We start from the raw sequence: 26,513 nt of genomic DNA, 5'->3' as shown, positions 1-26,513 counted from the left end.
AGGCGAGACCGTGAGCCAGATAGCCTTACCGCTCGAACAAAACCTATCTTCGGAACAGGATGGCTATCTGGTTACGGCGGCCAATTCCGAGGTTCATCGGCAGTTGCAGCAATGGCAAGACTGGTCTCACCATACGATGATTCTTATCGGACCGCGAGCGTCGGGCAAAACGGCCATGGCTGCTGCGTTTGCAGCGGAGACCGGCGGATTGATCCTGGAGGACGCTTCAAGCCGTGAAGATGATGAGATGTTTCATCTCTGGAATCGTGCGAACAATGAGCAAAAGCCTCTGCTGCTTTTGTCGGAAAAACCAGTCTCGCAATGGGATGTCGCTTTACCGGACCTTAAGTCGCGCCTCGCTTCGTCCTTGCATCTGGAAATCGGGCCACCCGACCAGGCGATGATCGATGGACTTTTCCAAAAATATTATGCCGCTCGCGGACTTACTATTTCTCAAGATGTTTTGCGCTATCTCGAGAAGCGGATGACACGTTCCTACGCAATGGTGCAACAATTGGCACAGAAGATGGACGCGCTCGCTATCGAAACCAAAAGGCCGATAAATCTGGCGATCGCAAAATCGGCGCTTGGTTTTATTGAAACTGACGATGAAAAGGTAGACGTCTAACATATGGAAAGTCCCGCTCCAGAGTCGACCGGCAACGGTATATCGCCCAACGGTGCTGGGTTTAGTGCCTTTTCGGAAGATGGAACCAAGCGCTACTTCAATCGGGAAATAAGCTGGCTGGGATTCAACGAACGGGTGATTGAAGAGGCTGAAAACAGCGCCCACCCTTTGCTTGAACGGCTTCGCTTCCTGTCTATTTCAGGCAGCAATCTCGATGAGTTTTTCATGGTTCGCTTTGCTGGACTGGTCGGTCAATATCGCCAGGGGATTGATGAACGTTCAGCAGATGGCCTCACCGCTACGCAGCAGCTTGATGCCATTTCAATTCGTGTGGAGGCGTTGCTCGAGCATCAACAACGCGTATGGTCGGCGCTCTCCAAGACACTTTCGGATGAAGATATTTTTGTTTCGACCTTGGACAATCTTGCGGATGAATCGCGAACTTGGCTTCGGCAGCATTTTTTGGACCAAATTTTCCCGGTGTTGACGCCACAGGCGCTTGACCCAGCGCATCCTTTTCCATTCATCCCAAACAAAGGGCTGAGTCTGGTTTTCGATTTGGTGCGGGAATCGGATCAACAAGGCATTCGGGAACTGGTGATGATACCCTCCGGCCTGGCGCGCTTCATTCGCTTGCCCGGTGAATCCGCTGTCTATGTTTCCGTTGAGACCGTTATCCAGAGTTTTTCCGACATTCTTTTTCCTGGCTATACCGTCAAAAACAGCGGCTTGTTCCGGGTCATCCGCGACAGCGATATTGAAGTCGAGGAAGAGGCGGAGGATCTGGTGCGCTATTTTCGAAGCGCTATAAAACGCCGCCGTCGGGGGGATGTGATCCGCTTGGAAATGGGGCCAAATCTGGCAGAGCCAGTGATCGCGATGCTACGCGAAAATCTCTTGCACGATGGAGCGACCGAAAGCCGCATCAACGGCTTGGTCGGGGTTAGTGATCTCGACATATTGGTAAGTGAAGACCGTCCAGACCTCAAATTCACGCCCTATAGTCCGCGTTTCCCGGAACGTATAAGGGATCACGGCGGTGATTGTTTTGCTGCGATCCGGGATAAGGATATCCTGGTCCATCACCCCTATGAATCGTTTGAAGTGGTGATCGAGTTTCTACGGCAAGCGGCTGCTGATCCCGATGTCGTGGCGATCAAACAGACGCTGTATCGAGCGGGCAAACAGTCCGCCGTCGTTCGGGCTCTGATCGATGCTGCCGAAGCGGGAAAATCGGTAACCGCAATCGTCGAGTTGAAGGCACGTTTTGATGAAGAACAGAATTTGCTTTGGGCGAGCGCCTTGGAACGGGCTGGCGTACAGGTCGTTTATGGGTTTATCGAGTGGAAGACACATGCGAAAATATCGATGGTCGTGCGCAAGGAGCAAGGAGGCTATCGCACCTATTGCCACTTCGGAACTGGCAATTATCATCCAATAACGGCCAAAATCTATACCGACCTCAGCTTCTTCACTGCTGACCCGAGAGCCTCGCGCGATGCGGCGCAATTGTTCAACTATATCACCGGCTATGTCGAACCTAAGGAATTGGAGCTCATCTCCATGTCACCGCGGGATTTGCGCAAAGACTTGATGGGATTGATCGATCAGGAAATCGATAATGTTCGCGCCGGCAAGCCGGCTATGGTTTGGGCAAAAATGAACTCGCTTGTCGACCCTGCCTTGATCGAGAAGCTTTATCAGGCGAGCAATGCCGGTGTTGAAATTGATTTGGTGGTTCGCGGAATTTGTTGCCTTCGACCGGATGTACCGGGCATGTCAGATAACATTCGGGTGAAATCGGTGATTGGCCGTTTTCTCGAGCACAGCCGAATTTGGGCTTTTGGCAACGGCGGGGAACTGCCCAATGATGAAGCAAAACTCTATATTTCATCAGCGGACTGGATGCCGCGAAATCTCGATCGTCGAGTGGAATATATGATGCCGATCACCAACAAAACGGTCCATGATCAGATTTTGGACCAGGTCATGGTGGCCAATTTGATTGATGATGAACAGAGCTGGGAATTAAATGCGGACGGCAGCTACACCCGTGTGGAGCCGTCTAGCAAGTCTTTCAACCTGCATCGTTACTTCATGACCAACCCGTCGCTCTCGGGCCGCGGCAAGGCCTTGAAGAAAAGCACGGCTGTGCCCCGTCTCAGCTTGCGTCGCCGCAAGAAAAAGGCGTGACTGATATGCTCGCGAAAAAGGGAGCGTTGCCCCATTCTGCGCAAGTGAAAAAGCGAACTTCCAACCGACGCACCGCAATTGTAGATATTGGATCAAACTCCATCCGATTGGTGGTCTACCAAGGACCATCTAGGGTTCCTGCCATTCTGTTCAATGAAAAGGTCATGGCTGGATTGGGCAAGGAATTGTCAACCACAGGTGCGATTGCAAAGGATTCCATGGCACTTGCTGTTCGGGGATTGAAGCGGTTTCATCGCCTGTGCCTGGAAATGGAGGTCGATAACATCAAGAGCTTTGCCACGGCTGCGGTGCGAGACGCCAGCAACGGTGAAGACTTGCTCAAGGTGGCGCATGAGATCGGCTATGATGTTGCGGTGCTGCAGGGTGAAGAAGAAGCGGAATCCGCGGCGTTGGGCGTGATTTCTGGCATCCCGAATGCCAAGGGGATCGTAGGCGACCTAGGCGGTGGAAGCCTGGAGCTGGCCATGGTTGATCAAGGCAAGGTGCTCGAACGGTTTTCTTTCCCGCTCGGCGTGCTCAGGGTGGCGGACCTGCGCGCTAAGGGACAGGATGCTCTTAAAAGCCAAGTACGGAAGATGCTGAAAAAAACGGGGTGGGAGAAAAATGCACAAGAGCTTCCCTTCTATCTGGTCGGCGGTTCATGGAGATCCTTGGCCCGGCTTGATATGTTTGACAGCAAATATTCACTTCCGGTCATTCACAACTACGAGATGGAGCAGCGCCGCGCACAACGATTGGTGAGCAGATTGGCGCTGCTGAACAAGGAGAAGTTAAAGGCCGTACCGGGGCTTTCAACATCCCGGATACCGACGTTGAAGGATGCCGCCTGGCTATTGTCCATGCTGGTACGTTATCTGAACAGCAGCAAGATGGTCGTTTCCGCTTATGGGGTCCGTGAAGGTTTGCTGTTTCAAAGTATCAGCAAGCAGGAAGCCGCCCGTGATCCGCTATTGTTGGCGACCGAAGATGCTGGATCGGTGCAAGCTCGTTTTCCCGCGAACAGCAAATTGCTCGGGAAATGGATTGCTGAAATTTTTTCTGACGATCCCGCAGAATGGCATCGCATTCGTCAGGCGGCCTGCAATCTGGGCGATGTTGCTTGGCGCGCCAATCCCAATTTTCGGGCGGAGCGCGGACTGGAGATGGGATTGCACGGCAACTGGGTAGGAATCACCGGAGCAGAACGTGAGATGCTGGGGCAGGCCCTCTACACCAGTTTTGGCGGCGGTAATGATGTCTTCCCCGGCGGTGGTCAGCTGGCCAGCGAAAAAGCAACGCAACGGGCAATCAGTTGGGGATTGGCGATGCGTCTGGGGCAGCGATTAAGCGGAGGGACCCGCAATCCGCTGGAGCAGACTCATATCCATAGATCAGGAGAAAAGCTCAAGCTGACAATTCCCGGAGAATTGGTGCATCTATACGGAGATGTGGTGGCCAAACGGCACGGGCATCTAGCAAATATACTCGGGCTGGAACCAGTGATGACCAGCGATTAGCTATTCTGCGTCAGCAGCTTTGCTCTCGGCCTTAGTCTCGGTTTCAGCCGCAGCCTCAGTTTCTGATTCTTGCTGGTGAGTCATCTTTAGCTTGCCATCTTTGACGGTGAAGCTGACTCTACCTTCGATCAAATCGAGGGCGTCTCGACCAAATTCCTCATAGCGCCAGCCCTCTAGAAGCGGCACGCCTTCGCGTTCTCCAGCGACAATCCGGTCCAGATCATCGGCGCGAGCCAGCAAGCGTGATGCTACGTTCATTTCCGCCGAACGGATTTTGAGCAACAATTTGAGCAAGTCCGTTACCAAGGCATTGGCTTTGCCATTTTTGGGCCGCCGGCCATTTTTCTGCGGCAGGTCATCCCGCGACAGTGGTTCTGCCTGATCGATGATGTCCATCAATCGTGCGCCGATATCATTATTTTTCCAGCCCGACGAAAGCCCTCGCACTTGTCCCAGCTTTGACTGGTCCTTGGGCGGATGAGCCGCAATATCGGCCAGCGTCTCGTCGCGCATGATCCGTCCGCGCGGCAAGTCTTTCGACTGGGCTTCTTTTTCCCGCCATGCGGCTAGCGCTTTTAGCCTTCCGAGCATGTCCAAATTGCGTCCCTGTGACTTGACGCGCAACCAGGATTTTTCCGGGTCATTGATATAATTCTCAGGATCAGCGAGCTTTTCCATCTCGGCATTGATCCACATGCCGCGTCCGGTTTCGCGCAATTTCTCCAACATCATCGGAAAGATTTCTGCGAGATGGGTGACATCAGCGACGGCATATTCAAGTTGCCGCGTGTTGAGCGGACGCCGCGACCAATCGGTGAAGCGCGCGCCTTTGTCCAATGTAATCCCAAGCCAGCTGTCGACCAAATTGGCGTAGCCGATCTGTTCGCTCTGGCCGATGGCCATGGCCGCAATTTGGGTGTCGAAGATCGGATGGGGAGTCTTGCCGGTCATATTGTGGATGATTTCCACATCTTGTCCGCCAGCGTGGAAGATTTTGAGCACATCTTCATTGTTGACCAGCAGATCTAGCAGCGGTTCAAGATCAATACCTTTGAACAAGGGATCGATCGCAGCAGCTTCCTTGCCGTCAGAGATTTGAATGAGGCAGAGAATGGGCCAATAGGTATTCTCGCGCATGAACTCTGTATCAACCGTCACAAAATCCGCGGTCGCAAAGCGAGCGCAAATATCGGCGATGTCTTGATTGTCCGTCAGCAAATTATGGATGTGCATTTTTATCCTATACAGCGGGCGGCTCATCCCGCAAACAATTCGTGGGTGCAGGACAAAAATCGGGGGAAATCATGGCATTTTGGTCACTGATTCTGATAATTTTATTGGCAATGCTAGTGCTTGGGCAGGCAATGTCGCTTTTTGGAGATACCTTTCTGGCGGTTGCTGATCCGCGGCCGGTGGGTGGGAAGACGATTGAGATTACGATATTTGCGTGGGGTTTCGCTTCCCGGCGGGGGCGCTCTTTGCAAGTTGATGATTGCATGCGGCTTGGCATCAACGATATGCGGTTCTTTATGACCAAGAAGGCTATTTTGGTGTGCCTGGTGACATTTGGTTTCGTTCGGACCGTCAGTATCGCCTATCGCTGCTTCGCTGGTGATTCTGATGTGGGAGAAGCCTGATGGCGCGCGTCGTGAAACTGGGTCAGCAAGTCTGGACCAACTATCATAAAACCGCTGCCTGCAACCTCAAGGATCGGATTGAACTGGTCAATGGTGAGCAGACGAATGGACGGGATTATCTGAAAAGCGTAGCAGAAACGGTGCTGGCGTTGCTCAGGGAAGCGAAGCAATATCAGATACCGGTGCGACCGATTGGCGCCGGTTGGTCGCCATCTCCGATCAACGTGGTCGAAGATGGATGGTTGGTCGAGACTTTGCGGCTCAACCGGACATTTAAACTGTCGGCCAAAGATTTGCATGATGATTGCGACGATGATGTTGAATCGTTGCTTCTCGTGCAGGCAGGCGCGACCGTCGATGAAGTCTATGAGAGCGCGGAGGAAATTGGTCGATCACTGCGCACCGGTGGTGCCAGTAATGGCCAGAGTTTCGCTGGCGCTTGTGCGACGGGAACCCACGGTAGCGTTTGGCAACAGGGCGGCATTCAGGATCATGTCCGCGCGGTGCAATTGGTGACACCCGAACGGATATTATGGATTGCTCCAAAGAAAGCGGTGCTGTCGGATGACTTCATCGCGCAGACCGGTTCGGAAATTATTCGGGACGATCGGATATTTGCTGCAGCCCAGCTCCATGTCGGTGCCATGGGCTTTGTCACAGCGATGCTTATCGAGACCGATCCCATCTACATGGTGCAGAATATCCAGAAGGCGACGAAGATTAGCCGAGAGCATATCGATTGGCTGTCCCGTGGTGAGTTTCAGAGGTTTTCAAAAGAATTCGGATTGAATGAAAACCCATATTTTCAACAAGTTATTCTCAATCCTTTTGACCCTTTCGGGAATAATTGTCTGTTGCGTTTCCTTTATAAACGCCCTTTCGACGGCAGTATCCCGCCGCCGCCGGCGGGTCAGATGGGGGCTGGCTATGATGCCCTGACTTTGCTCGGGAATCTCATAACCAACAGCGATCTTTTCAAGGGCGCAATCATGCAGTTTGCAATGGAACAAGGCTATCCCGACGACCGTGATGTCAATGATCCACCAGCCATTGCAACATGGGGGAACACAACCGAGGAACATGCGCCGATTGCCAGTCTGTTCAATGGTTCAGTAACAATGGATCGCAATAAGCTTAGTGAAGCATTTGATTTAATTATTAATAGTTTTCGACAAGGTGGTGGCGCGACCGTTGTTACCATTCGTTTCGTGCACCAAGCAGAAGGTCTGTTGGCCCCCGCCCATTGGCCGGACAATGTCGTTATCGACTTCGACGGACCCGATGTGGAATCCAGTCATAGCGGTTACAAGGCAGTGATTGAGGCGTTGGATGATGCTGGAATCGCCTTTACCCGCCATTGGGGGAAAACCAACAACCTAGACGAGCGGCGGGTGAAGCGGGACTATGAACAGAATTTTGCCGACTGGAAATGGGCCCAATCGCAAGTGATGCCCGATGCGGCTGACCGGCAGGTTTTCGCCAATGAAGAATTGGTCAAATTGGGACTGATTTAGACAGGATGGCTTGTCAGGGTTACAATGCGGAGATTGGGGGCAGCGCAAGTGCGCAGGAAGGCTTGTTTTGCTAATCTCAAGCCTTGACAAATGGCCCGCAGACCTGTGTTACGCCTGCAATCTTGCCATATAGGCAAACACCCAATTTCAAAGGTTCATCATGCACGCATATCGTACCCACAATTGCTCCGCGCTTCGCTCTTCGCACGTTGGTGAAGAAGTCCGCTTGTCCGGTTGGATTCACCGCAAGCGCGATCACGGCAATTTGCTCTTTGTCGATCTGCGTGATCATTTTGGCCTGACCCAGATCGTTAGCGAGACCGGCAGTGATGCGTTTAAACTGCTCGACGGCGCACGGGTTGAGTCGGTTGTCACGGTCACCGGCAAAGTTGTTGCTCGCGATGATGAAACGGTGAACAAAAGCCTGCCAACAGGTGATGTAGAACTGGTGGCGGACATGGTCAGCATGCAAGGCCCGGCCGATGAATTGCCGATGCCGGTCTTTGGTGAGCAGGAATATCCGGAGGATATCCGCCTACGCTATCGTTTCCTCGATCTGCGGCGCGAGGCTGTTCACGCCAATATGATGCTTCGTTCCAAGGTGATCGCGAGTCTGCGCAATCGTATGACCGAGCAGGGCTTTACCGAGTTTCAAACTCCGATCCTCACAGCGTCGTCACCAGAAGGCGCGCGGGACTATCTCGTACCGAGCCGTGTTCATCCTGGTAAATTTTATGCGCTTCCGCAGGCACCGCAGATGTTCAAGCAGATGCTGATGGTTGCCGGCTTTGACCGTTATTTCCAGATCGCACCCTGTTTCCGTGACGAGGATGCGCGCGCCGACCGTTCGCCGGGCGAATTTTACCAACTCGATTTCGAAATGAGCTTTGTCACCCAGGAAGATGTGTTCCAGACGCTGGAGCCGGTTCTCGCGGGCGTGTTTGAAGAATTTGCCGATGGCCGATCGGTGACTCCCGCAGGCGAATTTCCGCGGATTCCCTATAAGGAATCGATGCTGAAATATGGCAATGACAAGCCGGATTTGCGCAATCCCATCATCATTCAGGATGTCAGCGATCATTTCAAAGGTTCGGGTTTCGGTCTGTTCGACAAGATCACGTCGACCGGCGGCACGGTGCGGGCCTTTGTCGCACCGGAAGCAGGCAAGAACAGCCGCAAATTTTTTGATAGCATGAACGACTGGGCCCGCAGCGAGGGCTTTGCGGGACTTGGCTATATCAACATGAAAGAAGGCGCTGCCGGCGGGCCGATTGCCAAGAACCATGGCGAAGAAGGCACGGCGAAGTTGCTAGCCGATCTTGGCTGTGGCCCCGATGATGGTGTGTTTTTTGCTGCCGGCAAGGAAGCCGACGCAGCGAGACTGGCAGGCGTTGCGCGGACAAGGGCTGCGGAACAATTGGATTTGATCGACAAGAACGCGTTTAAATTCTGCTGGATCGTCGACTATCCGATGTTCGAATATGATGACGAGTTGAAGAAAATGGATTTCTCGCACAATCCCTTCTCTATGCCGCAGGGCGAGTTGGACGCGCTGGAAAACAAAGACCCACTCGATATTCTTGCTTGGCAATATGATATTGTTTGTAACGGTATCGAACTGTCCTCTGGTGCAATCCGGAACCACCGGCCGGATATCATGTACAAAGCATTCGAGATTGCTGGATATACCAAGGAGCAGGTCGACAGCGAATTCTCCGGGATGATCAATGCGCTCAAATATGGCGCACCACCGCATGGTGGCTCGGCTCCGGGCGTGGATCGGATCGTGATGATGCTGGCGAATGAACCAAACATCCGCGAAGTCGTGCTATTTCCGATGAACCAGAAAGCGGAAGATCTGATGATGAGCGCGCCAAGCGGTGTCTCTCAGAAGCAATTGCGGGAATTGCATATTCGGGTGGTTGAGCCGCCGAAGGAAGCTTGACCCCAAATCCGTTAGTGGTGAGTCTGTCGAACAACGCTTATCGATACCCGTTCTTCGACAAGATCATAGCCAATGGAAATTGTGTATGAATTTTCCAATCCAGCAAGTCTTCCAGTCCTCTCAGGGAGAAATCTGCTATTTTGAATGGGGCAGGGCCAATGAAGGCCCGTCCATATTGCTGCTTCACGCCACAGGCTTTCATGCGCGCTGTTGGGATAAAGTCGTCGCAGCTTTTCCGGAAGACACCCATGTTATCGCTGTCGATCAGTTGGGCCATGGGCGCAGCGCTAAACCGGTCATTACCGACTGGACGATGGTTGCCGCGGCAACCGCGGAACTTGTGGAATCCCTTGGAGTAAAATTTGCGGCGAGTGCGGGACATAGCATGGGCGGCCATTGCCTGGTGCAGGTCGTGGACCGGCTGCCTGATCTTTTCGAACGTTTGGTGCTGGTTGACCCGGTGATCATGGGACGGGAAGTCTATCAGAACCCGCCTGATTATAGCGCGACCAACGAGATGGTTGCTAAGCGCCGCAATAGCTGGACCGGCCCCGATGCGATGGTTGATCGGTTTCAAGATAGACATCCCTATAAGCTTTGGGACCCTGACGTTTTGCGGGATTATTGCGAATATGGACTATTGCCGGATGGCGAGGGCGGTTATATTTTGGCTTGTCCGCCGCAAACCGAAGCATCGGTCTATGCGACAAGTGCATCCGTCGATCCTTGGCCAATGATCGATCGGATTAAACAGTCGGTGACTATCTTGCGCGCGCCGCAGATCGAGCGAAGCGGCGCTTTTGATTTTGCCGGCTCACCGACGCCCGCCGGATTGGCCGACAGTTTTTCTGACGGCACGGATGTTTATCTGCCTGATCTTACGCACTTCATGGCAATGCAGGATCCGAAACATATCGGGCAACTGATCGTCGGTGTCTGACGCTTCCTGCCGGTTGCTAACGATAAAATCACAATTTGCGTTTACGGTTAAGCGGTTGGTCGATTGAATATATTTGATATATAGACCTGCTCGGGCTGAACTTGCTTTGGCCCGTGCCGAGATTTTATTGCGCTCTTGGTCGGGTGCTTAGCGCGAACGGAGTTAGAATGACCATAGACCTGTCCGACTATGAATCAGGCGACAAATTCGACGGTGATTATTCGGATAGTCTGAAAGCGCTGCAAGAACGCCTGTCGCGTATTCAGGCAAAGCATATCATTCATGGCTGCCGATCTATCATTGTTCTGCAGGGATGGGACGCCGCAGGCAAAGGTGGGGCAATTCGCCGTATGGTTGCCCAATGGGACCCACGTTATTTTGAAGTGCACCCAATCGGTGCACCGACAAAAGAGGCGAAAGACCGGCATTTTCTATGGCGGTTCTGGAAGCGACTGCCGGGTAGCCGCGAAATCGGCATTTTTGACCGCAGCTGGTATGGCCGGGTTTTGGTGGAGCGTGTTGAAGGATATTGCAGCGAAGCGGACTGGAAACGCGGCTATGACGAGATTAACGAATTTGAATCGCAGCAGATTGATTGCGGTACAAATCTCATCAAACTGTTTTTTCACACGACCCAGGAAACGCAGGACGAGCGATTTGAAGATCGTCTCAATACGCCTGAAAAGCGCTGGAAAATCACCAAGGATGATTTCCGGAACCGATCAAAGCGTGACGAATATCTAGCGGCAATGTCGGATATGTTCGAACATACCGATACCCGGTGGGCGCCTTGGAAAGTGATCGATGGCAACAACAAGAAAGCCGCGCGTATCGAGGCATTGACCTACGTTGCCGATATGCTGGATGCGGCTTTGCCGAAGGATTTTCCAGACGCTGATCCGGAATTGGTAAAATTGGCAGAGGATGCTTTCGGTTATAAGGCTAACTCCTAAAGGCCGGCACAGCCTAAGCATTGGCGCGAAATTTTAGTTTGAGCAAGATGTTGAACACATCGAGCATTGGTGCGTCGGATCGAGCTTTCGCATTCAGATTATTGACATGATTTTTTGAACCACCACTTTCTTTGGCAACCACTTTTACATTCAATATGAGTCGGTTGTCGCTCGCTTGGTCGTCACGGAAACGTTAATTTCCTTGGGCAAGTATCAGGAGTGGTTTTCATGAGTGATTTAAAAAATCTGTTGTTGAGAGATGAACAAGCTTCCACAATGAAGAGATCAACTGATCTCCTCGATCGCAAGTTGGTTACACCCTCCGCGGGGCAGAGGGGCGCACTGGAGGATCAAGAATCAGGCTCTTCTGATAATTTTAGATCCTTGACCTATGTCAGTTCGCGAGGGTTTTTCTTCCATTAAACCATCAGAATTCCCATCTTCCGTCACAAGCGTCTTGGCTTTTCTTGTGCGCAGCATTCCGACGCGTTTCGGTGCTGCAAATGGAGGATCATTGTAGATCCTCATCGTCGGTTTAAGCCATCACCAAACCTACCGTAAACAGAGGTGAGAATGAATCCGAATTGAGGAAATTGGTGCATGCTTCGTAAAATCCCAACCAGCCAACTCGGATTGGGAATGTTTGTAGAGTCCATGGAGGGATCCTGGTTTAAACACCCATTTTGGCGCTCACGATTTCTTTTGACGGATCAAGAACAATTGCAGCAGATCGTTTCGAGCGATGTGGCTCATGTGACAATCGATGAATCGCGAGGGCAAGGCTTGGCGATTTCTGCAGAGCGAGCCCCGATAATGCAATCGGGGAAGGCATCTGTTCGTTCTCCAAAACCGATTGCAGCCAAAGCGCGATCGCCGGTTGCAAGGCCCCGCTCCTATCTCAGAGACGTCGCAAAACCGACCCTCAAAAAACTGTCTCCGCGCGAACGTGCTGCCGAGGTTCGCAAGGCATCGGGCACGATCAAGCGCTCAAAGGCGGCCGTGATGAATATGTTCGAGGATGCGCGTCTGGGCAATTCGGTCAAATCGAAAACCATGGCGCCATTGGTCGAGCAGATATCCAAGTCGGTCAATATTGATCCGACGATCATATTGAATATCGCCAGACTGAAAACCAAGGATGAATATACCTATCTTCACTCCGTCGCTGTATGCGCGCTAATGGTCAATTTGGCCCGAAAGATGGGCGCGCCCGAGGCGCAAATACAAGATATCGGTATGGCCGGTCTTTTGCACGATGTTGGCAAGACATCGATCCCGGACAGCATCCTGTCCAAGCCTGGAAAGCTTGATGAGAAGGAATGGGTCACGGTACGCAACCACCCGCAACGGGGTCATGATATATTGTCGGCGTCTGAGGGTATCAGCGATATCGCGCTGGAAGTATGTCTGCGGCATCATGAGAAAATGGATGGAACGGGCTATCCAGGGAAAATTCCGGCGGGCAACCTCAGCATATTCACCCGTATGTCAGCGATTTGTGACGTCTATGACGCGATCACCTCTCAGCGCTCTTATAATTCCCCCCTGTCTGCTTCTCAGGCGCTTGCTAAGATGCAGTCTTGGTCTGGCCATTTTGATCAGCTTATCCTGAGAAATTTTATAGACAGCCTTGGCATATTGCCGGTTGGCACGCTGGTGCGCTTGAATGACGATGAATTGGCCATCGTCATCGGAGAATCTCCCAAGGACTATTCTGCGCCCATTGTCCGTAGCTTCTACTCTCTGGACAAGGGGTGTGAAATTACTCGGAAAGACATCGACACCCGTCGCAGTCGATCGCGGAAGGTCCTGTCCGTAGAAGAACCAGAAAAGTGGGGATTTTCAGACTGGTCGACAATGTCGGCAGAATTGTTGAGCAAACCGACCGCGTCTTGATGGCGTCTGGAAAACGCTTCTCATCCAAGCGAAGGTGCGTTTCCTTTTCTGAACCGCACCCCGCTATCGTTCTTTGCTGCTTTGCGGATCAACCCTTGCCATTTTTCCCAATATAACGTGAGAGCGGCGTCTCGCTCCGGATCGTTGGGCCGCGGGGGTTTTTCGTGTCATATACCACAGCATTTTCAAGCACGCGTTTGACATAATTGCGGGTCTCGGAAATCGGAATATCTTCGATCCATTCGATCCAGTCGATGCCGCCCATACGCGGGTCACCGTTGCGGCGAAGCCATTTGTTCACATTGCCTGGACCGGCATTATAGGCTGCAACCGCAAGCGGATAGCTGCCGCCATAATAATCCATCATGCGCTGAATATAGCCGCTGCCAAGCTTGATATTATATTGTGGGTCGCCGGTCAGGCTGGAGAGTTTATAAGACAAATTTGCTTTGCCAGACTGCTCCCGTGCGGTTCCCGGCATCAATTGCATCAGGCCTCTGGCTCCGGCGTGGCTAATGGCACCTTGGGCAAACTGGCTCTCTTGACGCGTGATCGCATGAATCAGCGTCCAGGTGCTTTCATGGCCAAAGGGAACGGGCATCGTTGGGAAGGCGGTATCGTCGATTGGGCCGACACCGGCGCCAAGAGCGCTGATTCCTTTGATCACGCCGAGGTCGCGTGCCCCGATGCGAGTCGAAAGATCGCTGATCAACACATAGTCTTTCGCGGTCTTGGCATTATAGGCCAGGGCACGATGAAAACGTATCTGCTCGCGCCATGGTCCGGTCCGGACGGATGCCTTTGTGGCAACAACCAGAGATTCCTTATCAAAGGCTTTTCTATCGGCATCGGTGATTTCCACCGCTGGTTTGCGGTTAAACTCTGGCAATGCGCGGCCGAGCCGTTCCAACGAAAGCTGCCCATAGAAATGGTCGGGGAAAGCCGCTGCCTTCTCAAAATAACCATTGGCCACTGCAGTCTGGCCCGCCTTGGCGGCAGCGCGACCCGCCCAATAATAGCCTTTCGAAGTTATATTGGGGGAATCATAGGATTGTGCATAGAGGTCGAACATGCGAACCGCTTTGGCCGGTTGGCGCATGCCGTTAAGAGCAGAAGTGCCCGCTATCCAGGCAAGGTCGGAATATTTGTCGCGCACGCGAGAATTCTGATCGGCAATTCTGGTGGGCGTATCATAGGCATCTTCGATTTTTGAAGCGATACCATATGCGGTGCTCCATTGCCGATCATTGGCGGCTGCTTTGGCGTTGATTAGCATCGCCTCAAACCAGGTTTCCGGTTTGGTGGGTTTTACCCGCAACGGCAATCTGGTCGCAAGCAATTGCCGTGCAGCATAGCTTTTGCCGCTGTTGCGGAGATAGCGTGCACGATCTGCTAGATAACCGGCATCATCGCGGGCAATGGCGCCCACCGCGCTGGCCTGGACATTTGCGTTTGATGCAGAGGTTAGCTGTGCCAGCCGTGCAGAGAATACTGACCGTTTTGCAGGAGAGGCAAAACTTAACTGGCGTCCCGCATCGCGTGTCGCTCTTGCCCAAAGCAGAGCATCCATTCGGGCATCATGGTCTTCCATCGTCAGAACAGAGCTGAATCGGGAAATCAATGCGGCTTCATCTTTTCTCGTCAGAGTGCCGCCGCGCCAAGCCTGTTTGGCCATTGCATTGGCTTTGTCGCTCTGTCCCGTCGATTGTAGTGCTACCGCATATTTTGCTGCACCAGCGTTGGTGACCGGTTCGAATTTGTCGAAATAGGCCAGAATCCGGCTTGGCGAGAAGCTGTCGATATTGATGGCCTGTTCGGCGTTGCGCCGCATCCGCGTGTCATCGGGCCATTCCGGATAGGTGACCAGAAAACCTGCATAATCCTCAAAGGAATAATTGTCCGACTGAGTCAGGACTCGCCAACGTTGAAGGCCGAGAACGGCATTGCCGCGGGTCGGATCGGATAGTTCGCTTTCTCCGCTTTGCCAGCCCACCTGCTCGGCGGCCATGCAAGTGACGGGAGATAAAAGCAGCGCTGCGATGACAATTCTTGATACCATGCTGGACATTTTGGGGTTAGGCTCCTTATCAGGCGCTGAACGACGAACTATATCGTTGTTAATGTTGAAAGTGACTTGGCCGTGGCTTTGCCAATTTCCAAGCTAAATATAAAGGATTAATCCATGTTCTCCGGCTCAATTCCGGCTCTAGCGACTCCCTTTCGCGATGGGTCGTTTGCTGAAGACCAGTTTCGCGCTTTGGTAGACTGGCAAATTGATCAGGGTAGTAGCGCTCTGGTGCCTTGCGGAACCACTGGCGAGGCCTCTACTTTGTCCAATGCGGAACATCATCGGGTCATTGAAGTGTGCATCGAACAGGCTGCGGGACGGGTGCCGGTCATCGCCGGTTGCGGGTCCAACGACACGACCAATGCCCTGCTGCACCTGAATTTTTCCAAAAAATGTGGCGCGACCGCTGGTCTGGTTGTTGCACCTTATTACAATCGTCCCAATCAAGAAGGCATTACCGCCCATTTCACAACATTGACGGAAAGCATCGATCTGCCGCTCGTTCTCTATAATGTCCCGGCCCGCACCGTCACCGATATCTTGCCCGATACGGTTTCGGCGTTATCAAAATTGCCAAATGTTGTGGCGATTAAAGATGCAAGCGGGGATCTCGACAGGGTTACCGAACATCGCCTCAATTGCGCGGATGATTTTGTCATGCTGTCGGGGGTCGACGAATTGTCGCTGGCGTTTAATGCAGGCGGCGGTATCGGCTGTATTTCAGTAACCGCCAATGTCGCTCCCAAATTATGTGCGGAATTCCAAGCTGCATGTGCCGCCGGCGATTATGAAAAGGCGCGGGAATTAAATGATGTTCTCTATCCGCTTCACAAATCACTATTTTCGGATGCGTCTCCTGGCCCGATCAAATATGCATTGTCGCGCGTTCTGACCAATTTCCCAACCGACTTGCGTTTGCCCATGACCCGGCCTTCGGAAGCCAGCTGCAAGGCTGTGGATGCTGCCTTGGAAAGGGCAGGCCTAGTCTAATGGCGAAACCGCGGCCGGAAGAATTTGACAAGAAAAAGATCGTCGCCGAAAATCGGCGCGCGCGCTATGACTATCATCTTGAAGATCGGTTCGAGGCAGGGATCATGCTGACCGGAACGGAAGTCAAATCTTTGCGCTTTGGATCGGGTGCTATCGCGGAGAGCTACGCCGAGGTGAAGGACGAAGAAGTCTGGCTAATCAACGCCAATATTCCTGAATGGAGTCATGGTAATCGCTATAACCATACGCCGACGCGCCCGCGCAAGCTGTTGTTGAAGCGCCGCGAGATCAACAAATTATATGGCGCGGTGATGCGCAAAGGCATGACCGTTGTGCCGCTGTCGATCTATTTTAACAGCAAAGGCAAAGCGAAACTTGAGCTGGCATTGGCCAAAGGGAAAAAAGCACCCGACAAACGCCAGACCGAAAAGGATCGTGACTGGAAAAGGCAGCAAGGCCGCCTGATGCGTGAACATGGCTGACCCGAAACCCAATATCCGTGACAAGGATTTTGCCGCGCGCTCAATCATGTTCGTTGTTCATTGGTTACAACGGAAAATGCCGACCCGTGCGGGGATGGAACGCAACAAATATCTGAAACCTATCGCCCATCGGTTCCTAAGATCGGAACTGTGGCGCTTCACACGTCGGTCTGTGCCGCGGGGGGTGGCCTTGGGCATGCTGGCCGCGTTTCTGATTCCCGTGGGTCAGATATTCGCCGCAGTTTTTCTTGCACTTCCGGTCAGAGCCAATGTGCCGATTGCTGCGATCACCACGTTCATCACGAATCCTTTTACCTATCCTTTTTGGATCGCGGCGGCGCATCAAGTCGGAAAATTCGTTTTGCAGGTCGATGCAATGACCGCGGGCCAACCGATCAACAACCAGATACAAAGCGAATTTGGGCAATGGTTGTCGTGGCTAGTCCGTGAAGCCGGTGTAACTGCTTTCGGGTTCCTCCTGTTTGCGATATTCTTTGCGGCTATAGGCTATCTGGTGAGTTCCTTCGGATGGCGCTGGTGGATTGCACGGAAACGCAAAGAGCGGTTGCGTAAACTTCTTGGCGACAGAGTTAGCAATGGCGAGTAAAACTCAGAACAATATTGGCTTGCTGAACCCCAGCACCCGCAAAACCTTGATTGGCGTCAGGATCAGGGCTGCTTTTCTAGTGCTCGCGGTTCTTGCTTCTGCCGGGCTGCTATATTGGCAAGTCCAGAATATCGCCCTAATTGTCGCCTTTCTGGCTTTGGTAGCTTGCCTGACCGCCATTGCCTTCTTTTTGCGTCCGCAAGGTGCAACCGTCGATCAAGATCAGACAGATTCCGGGGACTGGGCGGTTACCCGTATGGTTGCGGATCAATCGGATATTGGTTTGGCGATAACCGACCGGGCTGGCCGCTTAGTGTGTGCCAACGAGCTTTTTACAAAATGGTTCAACGGACCCGCAGTGCCGCCGGAGTTACCGCTTCAAGCAGGCGGCAATGAGTTGCTGGCGACGGCTGGCCGCACCGCTTGGCGGGATGGTCGTGGCTATGCCGAAGGGTTGAAACGGGGTGTCGCTGAATATAGTGCAAAAGTCGTGCGGGCGGGGCAAGGAGAAGAATATCTCTTGTGGCAGATGATCCCGCAGATTCAGGCAGATATATTGGATGACATGATAAGGCTGGTTAGCGGCGGCGGCGGCAGGGCCTTTTCGGAATCCGGTATTTTGGCGAGCGTCATTGGCGGCGAAGGGCGGATTCGGGCGTCGAATCAGGCTTTCGCTTTGCGCGCTACCGGACGGGTTGATGCCAATATATCCGGTCGCAATTTCATCAATTTTTTGCGTTCTGACGACAAAGGGACAATTTTCTTTGAACGGGATGGACGGCACGGGACGCCGGTGCGTCTTTTCCATGTGCCGCTGGATCGAGAGAAAGAAAAGGGGCCTGCACTAATCCTTCTCATCGATGATGATGGTGGAATGGTCGAACGCGGCAAAGCGTTGGAACAAGTGGAATCAATGCTGTCGCTATTGCCTTTGGGATTGGCGCTGACTGACCGGGATGGCCGTTTCCTGTTCCTCAACGATGCTTTTGCCAAAACAGCCGGGATAAGTGAAAAAGAACAGCCGCTCTATCCGGGCGACCTCATGATCCGCGATGACAAATCGGCGGTTGCCGATGCTGTGCGTCGCTATGCCAGTGGTCCGCCGATGGCCGGGGATCTAGCTGTGCGGCTGAACAAGGGTGGCGAAGAACCGGTCGCGCTTGGTATCGCCGGCGTGCGCGGCCTGGGTGATGCCGCTGTGCTGCTGTCGATCCGTGACAATAGTGAAGAATCGAAGCTGAAGAGCCAGGTCGCGCAAGCAACCAAGATGCAGGCTGTCGGACAATTGGCCGGGGGTGTTGCGCATGATTTCAACAACATTTTGACAGCGATCATCGGTCATTGTGATTTGATGCTGTTGCGTCATTCGCCGGGTGACAGTGATTATGATGATATTCAGCAGGTCAAGAATAACAGCAACCGGGCCGCCGGTCTGACAAGACAACTGCTGGCATTCTCGCGGCAACAGACTTTGCGGCCGCAAGTGCTCCAGCTACCCGACGTTGTCGCCGATGTCTCGAACCTGCTCAAACGATTGCTCGACGAAACCATCGAGTTGGAAGTGCGGCATGGTCGAAACCTGGGGCTGGTTCGTGCGGATCCAGGACAGCTTGAACAAGTGATCATCAATCTGGGCGTCAACGCCCGCGATGCGATGCCGAACGGCGGCAAGATTTCTATCTCGACCCAGACGGTGGTTGCATCCGATGTGCGGGCTCTGAAAAGCGATATCCTGCCGGTCGGAGATTATACCGCTCTCATTTTCACGGACACGGGCAGCGGAATTCCGCCGCATGTGATCGGGAAGATTTTTGAACCGTTTTTCACGACCAAGGAGGTCGGCAAAGGAACGGGCCTGGGGCTATCCACGGTCTACGGGATTATCAAACAGTCCGGTGGCTATATTTTCGCTGATTCCGAGACCGGTAAAGGTACAACCTTCTCGATCTATTTCCCTGTGCACCGGCCAACGGCAGAAGATGCAGCGCGCGCGACATTGAATTCACCACCGGTTAAAGCGACGGCCAAGAAGGAGTTATGGGGCTCTGGCCATATCTTGCTGGTCGAGGATGAAGATATGGTCCGTGCGGTCGCCGAACGCGCTTTGACTCGTCAGGGCTATACGGTCGAGTCGGCCAGCGAAGGAGAGGAAGCTCTTGGACTGCTGGCTGCCCAAGAAGACAAGGAGCAATCCTTCGACATGATCGTGTCCGATGTGGTGATGCCGAATATGGATGGCCCCACCATGGCTAAGCACGTTCGCAAGACTTACCCTGATATGCCGATCCTGTTCATGTCGGGCTATGCCGAACAACAATTGCGCAAATCCATTGATCTGGACAAGGTCAACTTTCTTCCCAAGCCATTTTCCGTGGCACAGATGGCAGAAGCTGTTGGAGAAACTTTGGCCGAACATGCCAAAAAGAGATAATATCCGCCTATATTTATCTTTCTTTTAAGCGAGATAGGTAGAAAAATAAAAAAATATGTTCCCCCCTTGTTCTATGAGAACAAATGCGGTACATCATCACAATCATTGATTGATGATGGTTAAGCATTTAGCAAAGGGGACAGGCAAATGGCCGGCAATTTAAAAGTCGTAGAATCGGAAAATCAGTTGAACTCATCAGACAGACAAAAGGCGCTCGACGCCGCATTGGCGCAGATTGATCGCGCTTTCGGCAAAGGCTCGGCTATGAAGCTCGGCCAGCGCAAGGCATTGGAAGTTGAAGCCATATCCACCGGCAGTTTGGGCCTGGATATTGCGCTTGGCATCGGGGGATTGCCAAAAGGACGCGTGATCGAAGTTTATGGGCCAGAAAGTTCAGGCAAAACGACGCTAGCATTGCACGTCATTGCCGAAGCACAGAAAAATGGCGGCACCGCCGCTTTTGTTGACGCAGAGCATGCGCTCGATCCGGTCTATGCCAAAGCTCTTGGTGTGAACACGGATGAGCTGATCATCTCTCAGCCGGATACCGGTGAGCAAGCTTTGGAGATTACCGATACATTGGTGCGGTCCAATGCGATTGATATTCTGGTTGTCGACTCGGTTGCCGCTTTGGTGCCGCGGGCAGAGATTGAAGGCGAAATGGGCGACACCCATGTGGGTCTGCAAGCTCGTTTGATGAGCCAGGCGCTACGCAAGTTGACCGGTTCGATCAGTCGGTCCAAATGTATGGTGATTTTCATCAACCAAATCCGGATGAAAATCGGTGTTATGTACGGTAGCCCGGAAACCACCTCTGGCGGCAATGCGCTGAAATTTTATGCATCGGTTCGTCTCGACATTAGACGGACAGGCCAGATCAAAGAACGCGACGATATTGTGGGCAATTCAACCCGTGTCAAAGTCGTCAAGAATAAGGTCGCTCCGCCGTTCAAGCAGGTCGAATTTGATATCATGTACGGCCAGGGCATTTCCAAAGTCGGCGAGATTATCGATCTTGGCGTGAAAGCGGGCGTTGTCGAGAAATCAGGTGCTTGGTTCTCTTATGACTCGGTTCGCATTGGACAGGGGCGTGAAAATTCAAAGCGCTTCCTGCTTGAGCATCCGGAAATGATGGAGAAGCTGGAAAATCAGATTCGCGGCAAGCAGGAAGAAGTTGCCGAGGAAATGATGACGGGTCCCATCGGCAAGGCCGATGACGGGGATGATGCCTAACAGCTGATTTGCCGATCATCTTAGTGACGAGTGGAACCGCGCACATGTCAGTGCCTTTTGTTTGAAGATTGTCTTCAGAGGCCTGGCGGTTCCGGCTTGGGTGTGATTGACGAATAGAAAAATTGTAAGTTTGCCGGATCACTCTCCCCCGAGGCGATCCCTGGCATAGGGCCGTCCTTCTGTCCCCCGACACCAAGGACGGCCCATTTTTGTTTATCGTATATGGATCGAATGTTGGAAAAGATTGACATTTGGCCGATTAAAACGCTTGCTCGGCGCCAACCTTGATTATTCTTTCAGCATTTCGGAAGGCTCCCAGCGCAATGACCCTCATCGTCCATCATCTCGAAAACAGCCGTTCACAGCGTATCATCTGGTTGCTTGAAGAGCTCGGGCTTCCCTATGAGATCAAACGCTATGAGCGTCACCCCAAGACCCAGAAGGCGCCCGATAGTCTAAAGGCTATTCATCCTCTCGGAAAATCCCCGATGATTGAGGATGACGGCGAGGTGATAATCGAAACTGCCGTTATTGCAGAATATCTCGTTGCAAAAGCCGGCGGTAAATTGGGCGCACCCAGCGAGAGCAAGGGCGCGCGGCTTTACAACCAATATCTCCACTTTGCCGAGGGTTCTATGATGCCTCCGCTCTATGGTTCACTCGTCGTGGGGCGTCTTGGTCTTCTGGGCTTACCCGCGCGCAAGCCGGTTGCAAAGATGACCACCGATTTGCTTGTCTGGCTGGAAACCGAGCTTGCGGACCGCGATTATTTTGCCGGTGATGAACTTACCGCTGCCGATATCATGATGAGCTTCCCGCTTGAAGCCTGCCAAGCGCGAGCCGGGTTGGATGAGCGCTATCCCAATTTGATGGCGTTTCTCAACCGCATTCACGCGCGCCCGCAATATCAGACGGCTCTTGAAAAAGGCGGGCCATACGCTTTTGCTTGAATTTCGGCCACGTGTGGGATTGTAAACGGCAATCCGCTCGCCTAAGTCGAATTCATGCAAACTACCAATGATATAAGACGGTCTTTCTTAGACTATTTCGCCGGTCAAGGTCATGAGATTGTGCCTTCTGCGCCACTCATTCCTTATAATGATCCGACGCTGATGTTCATCAACGCGGGCATGGTCCCGTTCAAGAATGTCTTCACCGGGACAGAAAAAAGTTCTTATTCTACTGCGACGTCCAGCCAGAAGTGCGTGCGCGCTGGCGGTAAGCATAACGATCTCGACAATGTGGGCTATACCGCGCGGCATCATACATTTTTTGAAATGCTCGGAAATTTCTCCTTCGGTGATTATTTCAAAGAGCAGGCGATCCATCACGCGTGGACCTTGATTACCAAGACATGGGGCATCTCGCCGGATCGATTGATCGTAACGGTCTATCATACCGACGACGAAGCTTTTGATCTGTGGAAGAAAATTGCTGGCCTGCCTGACGAGCGCATCATTCGCATCGCAACCGATGACAATTTCTGGTCGATGGGCGATACCGGCCCTTGCGGTCCATGTAGCGAAATATTCTACGATCACGGCGACCATATAGAGGGCGGGCCTCCGGGCAGTCCGGATGAAGACGGCGACCGTTTTGTCGAAATCTGGAACCTGGTGTTCATGCAATATGATCAGCGCGGCGAGGGGGATCGTATTGATCTGCCCAAGCCGTCGATCGATACCGGCATGGGGCTAGAACGTGTTGCGGCGGTCATGCAGGGCGTTCACGACAATTATGACATAGATTTGTTCAAAACGCTGATAGCTGAATCCGGTTCGCTGACCGGAACGATTACAACCGGCGACAATCAAGCCAGTCACCGCGTGATTGCAGATCATTTGCGCGCCTCATCCTTTCTTGTTGCGGATGGTGTATTGCCGTCCAATGAAGGGCGCGGATATGTGCTGCGCCGGATCATGCGGCGGGCCATGCGCCATGCCCATTTGCTCGGAGCTCAGGATCCTTTGATGCACCGGATGGTTGGTTCGCTGACTGGAGAAATGGGCAATGCTTTCCCGGAATTGATTCGTGCAAAGCCGCTGATCGAAGAGACTTTGCTGCGGGAGGAAACCAATTTCCGTCAGACACTGGCCAATGGCTTGAAACTGCTTGATGCAGAAATCGCCGAAATGGATGATGGGGATATTCTTCCTGGCGCCACAGCATTCAAGCTTTATGACACATTCGGCTTCCCCTATGATTTGACCGAAGACGCCTTGCGAGCGCAATCTCTGGGCGTAGACCGTGAAGGCTTTGACGCGGCAATGGCTGAGCAAAAAGCCGCTGCCCGGGCTGCTTGGAAGGGTTCTGGCGATCAGGCATCCGATGCTGTCTGGTTTGATATCGCAGAGCGAGAAGGCAGCACGGAGTTTACCGGCTATACGTCCGAAGAAGGCGAGGGCGTTGTCGTCGCGCTGGTTAAAGATGGTAAAGAGATTAAAACCGCTGAGCGTGGCGACGTCATCACTTTGCTAACCAATCAAACGCCCTTTTACGGCGAAAGTGGCGGGCAAATGGGCGATGCTGGAAGAGTTTCTGGTGCGGATGGTTTTGCCGCCGATGTTTCCGATACCCGAAAACCGCTGGGCCGGCTGCATGCCCATCAGATCGAAATTACCGCCGGTTCACTGTCATTAGGGGATATGGTGCATCTGGCGGTCGATGCCGATCGACGGACGCAGCTTCGTGCCAATCATAGCGCCACCCATTTGCTCCACAAGGCCCTGCGCCATCATCTCGGGGACCATGTCACCCAGAAAGGCAGCTTGGTAGCTCCTGACCGTTTGCGGTTCGATTTTTCCCACGTTTCCGCACTGACCGAGCCAGAGGTTCAGGCCGTTGAGGCGGACGTGAACGCGCAAATCCGCGGCAATAGTCCAGTTGTCACCCGCTTGATGAGTCCTGATGATGCAGTTGCCGCGGGAGCGCTCGCACTCTTTGGTGAAAAATATGGCGATGAAGTCCGGGTTCTTTCGATGGGCCAAGAGGCCGATATGGATTATTCTGTAGAGCTATGCGGGGGGACCCATGTCCAAGCTCTCGGCGATATTGGTTTGATGGCTATTGTCTCAGAATCTGCCGTTGCCAGTGGCGTTAGACGGATAGAAGCCCTGACGGGAGAAGCGGCGCGCTTGTGGCTGACGGATAGAGATAACAAGCTCAAAGCCATCGCTACAGCGCTCAAAGCCTCTCCGGAAGAAGCCGTGGATCGGGTCGCTGTTCTGATGGACGAACGAAAGAAGCTTGAACGCGAATTGACCGAAGCAAAGAAGGCCTTGGCCTTGGCTGGCGATGGCGGCGGCGCAAAAGCGGCTGAAACAGAAACGGTTGGTGATGTCGCCTTTAGTGGCCAGGTTATCCAGGGTTTGAATCCAAAAGAGCTGCGTGGCTTGATCGATCAAGCGAAGAAACAATTGTCGAGCGGCGTCAGCGCGTTGGTGGCTGTCAACGATGGCCGGGCAACCGTTGCCGTTGGTGTGACGGATGATCTAACCGAGCGCTTCAGCGCCGTTGATCTGGTTCAGGCCGGAGTTGCTGCGGTTGGAGGCAAGGGCGGTGGCGGTCGTCTGGACATGGCGCAAGGCGGTGGACCGGATGGAGCAAAGGGCAATGAAGCCATTGCGGCAATCAAGACTGCTCTTGCGGGCTAAGTCCGTCGGGAACCAAATCATCGGCAGTTGCCCGGTTGGTCGATGTGGTCATCGATTTTAACTTGGGTTCTTGCTCCATGTCGCCATGTTCCTGGATCTGCTTTCGGTAGATGTCCCGCAGTTCATGGATTGAGGCGATAACCGGGCCCATGGCCACACCATTTTCTACCAAAACGGCTTCGGACAATTGCAATGAACCCTCGAGCGCTTCGGGCACGGCATTTGTTGCACCTGCCTGATATAGTTCTGCCGCATGGTCGATATCCCGCGCCCTTGCGACAATCGGAAGATCTGGCACCCATGCTCGAACCTTCTTGACGATCTGCACCGACAAGACTGGTTCATCCATCGTTAGAACCAAAGCCTTGGCATGCCCCAGTCTCAAGCGGTCGAGCATTTCGTTGCGCGATACATTGCCGAACATGATGGGGTAGCCGTCACGTCGCGCCTTTGCGACTGTGTCAATGTCGGTATCGACGGCCAGAAATTTCTGGTCATGCGTTGTCAGCAGGTCAGCAATGAGTTTGCCAACCCGGCCAAAGCCGATGATGATCGTCTGCTGGGCTTCTACCGGTTGTTCATCCTGGCCGGCACCATCGCTGCGCATCTCCATCCGCCGGGCAATGTCATGACCAAATTTTGCGAGCAATGGTGTTATGGTCAAGCCAATTGCTGTGACAATTTGCCAGAACGCAGCCGTTTGTGGCTGGATCAACTGGGCCTGTGTGGCTGCGGCCAATACAATCAATGTGGTTTCTGAGGGACTGGCCATCAAAACACCGGCTTCAGTGGCCGTGCCCGGTCGAGCTCCGGCAAAGCGAAGCAATCCGCCGGTAACGACAGCTTTGACCACAACCACACCAACGACTGCGGTGATCAGGCTTGCCCAGTTTTCAAGAACGACGCGAATATCGACCTGCATGCCGACGGTGATTAGAAACACACCGAGGGCGAGACCTTTAAACGGCTGTGTAATGACTTCAACTTCGCCGTGATATTCGGTTTCCGCAATGAGCAATCCGGCAAGCAGGGCTCCCACGATCGGCGACAATCCCGTCGCCGCTGTTGCCAGGCTGGCCAGGATGATGACGAGCAAGCTGACGGCTAGAAACAGTTCCGGACTTTTTGTTCGTGCGGCTTGCGCAAATATTCTGGGAAGAATGAGGCGCCCGAGCACGAGCATGACTGTGATGACCGCGCCACCAAGTAGAAGTGTGCGTCCCAGATCATCCCAGCCTCCGTCCGAGGTCATCGCCGGCGAGATAGCACCGAGGAGGAAAATGATGGGGACAATGGCTACATCTTCGAACAAGAGCATGGCCAATGCAGCCCGACCAACAGGGCTTTTCGTGCCCGACATGGGCAGTACGAGTGCCGTGGAAGAAAGCGCCAATGCGAGCCCCAACCCCAAAGCGCCCGGTGCATTTTGGCCAAGCAGATATAGGACTGAACCAATGATCAGTCCGGAAGCGATCAACTCTGCCGCACCGACGCCGAATACGAGTCGACGCAGCGACCAGAGTCGTTTGAATGAAAGTTCGAGCCCGATTGAGAATAGCAGCAATATGATACCGAATTCGGCAAATGGGGCGATGGCTTCACGATCGTTGATTGTGACAAATTGCAGCCAGTCATATTGGCCTTGCAAGGAACCCAAGCCGGATGGACCGAGCAATATACCAACCAGAATGAATCCGATGATTGGCGTGATTCGAAAACGGGCAAAAGCGGGAATGACAATGCCCGCAGCACCGAGAATCACAATGGCGTCTATAAAGGCCGGATTTCCGAGCGGGCTATGCATAGGACGACTCTATACCCGAACG

Annotated in this window: 19 protein-coding genes; 16 read left to right on the top strand and 3 right to left on the bottom strand. The window is 53.1% G+C overall.

All coding sequences use genetic code 11. The annotated features are described in order from the left end of the window. The first annotated feature begins 10 nt into the window (after positions 1-10). Genes ABJV08_RS14335 through ABJV08_RS14325 form a run of 3 tightly spaced genes read left to right on the top strand, consistent with a single transcriptional unit; the run spans position 11 to position 4,338 of the window. Positions 11-628, top strand: a complete 618-nt coding sequence (locus tag ABJV08_RS14335; protein WP_348037730.1) for a DnaA/Hda family protein — start codon at positions 11-13, stop codon at positions 626-628. A gap of 3 nt (positions 629-631) precedes the next feature. Then, complete coding sequence (locus ABJV08_RS14330; protein ID WP_348037728.1) at positions 632-2,821, top strand: RNA degradosome polyphosphate kinase; 2,190 nt, start codon at positions 632-634, stop codon at positions 2,819-2,821. 44 nt (positions 2,822-2,865) lie between these two features. Then, positions 2,866-4,338, top strand: a complete 1,473-nt coding sequence (locus ABJV08_RS14325; RefSeq protein WP_348116193.1) for a Ppx/GppA family phosphatase — start codon at positions 2,866-2,868, stop codon at positions 4,336-4,338. Here the strand turns inward: ABJV08_RS14325 and rnd are convergent, their stop codons facing one another. Next, positions 4,339-5,571: a ribonuclease D gene (gene rnd / locus ABJV08_RS14320; protein WP_348037726.1), complete on the bottom strand. Its 1,233-nt coding sequence runs from the start codon at positions 5,569-5,571 to the stop codon at positions 4,339-4,341. A gap of 71 nt (positions 5,572-5,642) precedes the next feature. Here rnd and ABJV08_RS14315 point away from each other — a divergent pair, with 71 nt between their 5' ends. The 6 genes from ABJV08_RS14315 to ABJV08_RS14290 all read left to right on the top strand — a co-directional run bounded on the left by ABJV08_RS14315 (position 5,643) and on the right by ABJV08_RS14290 (position 13,223). After that, entirely contained in the window at positions 5,643-5,975 is a 333-nt protein-coding gene (locus ABJV08_RS14315; RefSeq protein WP_348037724.1) for a hypothetical protein, read from the top strand. Next, positions 5,975-7,489, top strand: coding sequence for an FAD-binding protein (locus ABJV08_RS14310; RefSeq protein ID WP_348037722.1), 1,515 nt, complete (start codon positions 5,975-5,977; stop codon positions 7,487-7,489). Before ABJV08_RS14315 ends, ABJV08_RS14310 begins: the two co-directional genes overlap by 1 nt. A gap of 160 nt (positions 7,490-7,649) precedes the next feature. After that, positions 7,650-9,434, top strand: coding sequence for an aspartate--tRNA ligase (aspS, locus tag ABJV08_RS14305; RefSeq protein WP_348037720.1), 1,785 nt, complete (start codon positions 7,650-7,652; stop codon positions 9,432-9,434). An 85-nt stretch (positions 9,435-9,519) separates the two neighbouring features. After that, positions 9,520-10,374, top strand: coding sequence for an alpha/beta hydrolase (locus ABJV08_RS14300; RefSeq protein WP_348037718.1), 855 nt, complete (start codon positions 9,520-9,522; stop codon positions 10,372-10,374). A gap of 167 nt (positions 10,375-10,541) precedes the next feature. Beyond that, complete coding sequence (locus tag ABJV08_RS14295) at positions 10,542-11,327, top strand: polyphosphate kinase (RefSeq protein ID WP_348037716.1); 786 nt, start codon at positions 10,542-10,544, stop codon at positions 11,325-11,327. A 600-nt stretch (positions 11,328-11,927) separates the two neighbouring features. Then, a complete protein-coding gene (locus tag ABJV08_RS14290) occupies positions 11,928-13,223 on the top strand; it encodes an HD-GYP domain-containing protein (RefSeq protein WP_348037714.1) in 1,296 nt (431 codons plus the stop codon). An 88-nt stretch (positions 13,224-13,311) separates the two neighbouring features. Here the strand turns inward: ABJV08_RS14290 and ABJV08_RS14285 are convergent, their stop codons facing one another. Then, positions 13,312-15,291 (bottom strand): lytic transglycosylase domain-containing protein, encoded by a 1,980-nt coding sequence (locus ABJV08_RS14285; RefSeq protein WP_348037712.1) that lies wholly within the window; start codon positions 15,289-15,291, stop codon positions 13,312-13,314. 114 nt (positions 15,292-15,405) lie between these two features. On the opposite strand from ABJV08_RS14285, the gene dapA reads away from it, so the two are divergent. The 7 genes from dapA (at position 15,406) to alaS (ending at position 24,687) form a co-directional block, all read left to right on the top strand. Continuing rightward, a complete protein-coding gene (dapA, locus tag ABJV08_RS14280; protein ID WP_348037710.1) occupies positions 15,406-16,281 on the top strand; it encodes a 4-hydroxy-tetrahydrodipicolinate synthase in 876 nt (291 codons plus the stop codon). After that, positions 16,281-16,763, top strand: a complete 483-nt coding sequence (gene smpB / locus ABJV08_RS14275) for an SsrA-binding protein SmpB (protein ID WP_348037708.1) — start codon at positions 16,281-16,283, stop codon at positions 16,761-16,763. Before dapA ends, smpB begins: the two co-directional genes overlap by 1 nt. Continuing rightward, positions 16,756-17,370 carry a DUF2062 domain-containing protein gene (locus ABJV08_RS14270; protein WP_348037706.1) on the top strand — a complete coding sequence of 205 codons (615 nt, stop codon included), beginning with the start codon at positions 16,756-16,758 and terminating at the stop codon, positions 17,368-17,370. The genes smpB and ABJV08_RS14270 overlap by 8 nt, the downstream gene beginning before the upstream one ends. Further along, positions 17,360-19,801, top strand: coding sequence for a response regulator (locus tag ABJV08_RS14265; RefSeq protein WP_348037704.1), 2,442 nt, complete (start codon positions 17,360-17,362; stop codon positions 19,799-19,801). Before ABJV08_RS14270 ends, ABJV08_RS14265 begins: the two co-directional genes overlap by 11 nt. A gap of 147 nt (positions 19,802-19,948) precedes the next feature. After that, positions 19,949-21,034, top strand: a complete 1,086-nt coding sequence (gene recA, locus ABJV08_RS14260) for a recombinase RecA (protein ID WP_348037702.1) — start codon at positions 19,949-19,951, stop codon at positions 21,032-21,034. A gap of 323 nt (positions 21,035-21,357) precedes the next feature. After that, the gene (locus ABJV08_RS14255; RefSeq protein WP_348037700.1) at positions 21,358-21,984 is read left to right on the top strand and encodes a glutathione S-transferase; all 627 of its coding nucleotides are present in this window, start codon (positions 21,358-21,360) and stop codon (positions 21,982-21,984) included. Positions 21,985-22,038: 54 nt separating this feature from the next. Further along, entirely contained in the window at positions 22,039-24,687 is a 2,649-nt protein-coding gene (gene alaS, locus ABJV08_RS14250; RefSeq protein WP_348037698.1) for an alanine--tRNA ligase, read from the top strand. On the opposite strand, the gene ABJV08_RS14245 is transcribed toward alaS, so the two are convergent. Next, positions 24,665-26,491 (bottom strand): cation:proton antiporter, encoded by a 1,827-nt coding sequence (locus ABJV08_RS14245; RefSeq protein WP_348037696.1) that lies wholly within the window; start codon positions 26,489-26,491, stop codon positions 24,665-24,667. The two genes, alaS and ABJV08_RS14245, sit on opposite strands and share 23 nt — an antisense overlap. Positions 26,492-26,513 lie beyond the last annotated feature (22 nt).

This window comes from Parasphingorhabdus sp., assembly GCF_039982395.1.
GTDB lineage: Bacteria > Pseudomonadota > Alphaproteobacteria > Sphingomonadales > Sphingomonadaceae > Parasphingorhabdus.
The sequence above is the reverse complement of the archived record's forward strand: the minus strand, read 5'-3'. Positions and strand labels throughout refer to the sequence as shown.

Coding starts and splice junctions, on each gene's coding strand:
- aspS (WP_348037720.1), top strand. CDS start 7,650: ATGCACGCATATCGTACCCACAATTGCTCCGCGCTTCGCTCTTCGCAC.
- ABJV08_RS14295 (WP_348037716.1), top strand. CDS start 10,542: ATGACCATAGACCTGTCCGACTATGAATCAGGCGACAAATTCGACGGT.
- ABJV08_RS14265 (WP_348037704.1), top strand. CDS start 17,360: ATGGCGAGTAAAACTCAGAACAATATTGGCTTGCTGAACCCCAGCACC.
- smpB (WP_348037708.1), top strand. CDS start 16,281: ATGGCGAAACCGCGGCCGGAAGAATTTGACAAGAAAAAGATCGTCGCC.
- alaS (WP_348037698.1), top strand. CDS start 22,039: ATGCAAACTACCAATGATATAAGACGGTCTTTCTTAGACTATTTCGCC.
- ABJV08_RS14290 (WP_348037714.1), top strand. CDS start 11,928: ATGCTTCGTAAAATCCCAACCAGCCAACTCGGATTGGGAATGTTTGTA.
- ABJV08_RS14300 (WP_348037718.1), top strand. CDS start 9,520: ATGAATTTTCCAATCCAGCAAGTCTTCCAGTCCTCTCAGGGAGAAATC.
- ABJV08_RS14270 (WP_348037706.1), top strand. CDS start 16,756: ATGGCTGACCCGAAACCCAATATCCGTGACAAGGATTTTGCCGCGCGC.
- ABJV08_RS14245 (WP_348037696.1), bottom strand. CDS start 26,491: ATGCATAGCCCGCTCGGAAATCCGGCCTTTATAGACGCCATTGTGATT.
- dapA (WP_348037710.1), top strand. CDS start 15,406: ATGTTCTCCGGCTCAATTCCGGCTCTAGCGACTCCCTTTCGCGATGGG.
- ABJV08_RS14310 (WP_348037722.1), top strand. CDS start 5,975: ATGGCGCGCGTCGTGAAACTGGGTCAGCAAGTCTGGACCAACTATCAT.
- ABJV08_RS14330 (WP_348037728.1), top strand. CDS start 632: ATGGAAAGTCCCGCTCCAGAGTCGACCGGCAACGGTATATCGCCCAAC.
- ABJV08_RS14315 (WP_348037724.1), top strand. CDS start 5,643: ATGGCATTTTGGTCACTGATTCTGATAATTTTATTGGCAATGCTAGTG.
- rnd (WP_348037726.1), bottom strand. CDS start 5,571: ATGCACATCCATAATTTGCTGACGGACAATCAAGACATCGCCGATATT.
- recA (WP_348037702.1), top strand. CDS start 19,949: ATGGCCGGCAATTTAAAAGTCGTAGAATCGGAAAATCAGTTGAACTCA.
- ABJV08_RS14285 (WP_348037712.1), bottom strand. CDS start 15,291: ATGTCCAGCATGGTATCAAGAATTGTCATCGCAGCGCTGCTTTTATCT.
- ABJV08_RS14255 (WP_348037700.1), top strand. CDS start 21,358: ATGACCCTCATCGTCCATCATCTCGAAAACAGCCGTTCACAGCGTATC.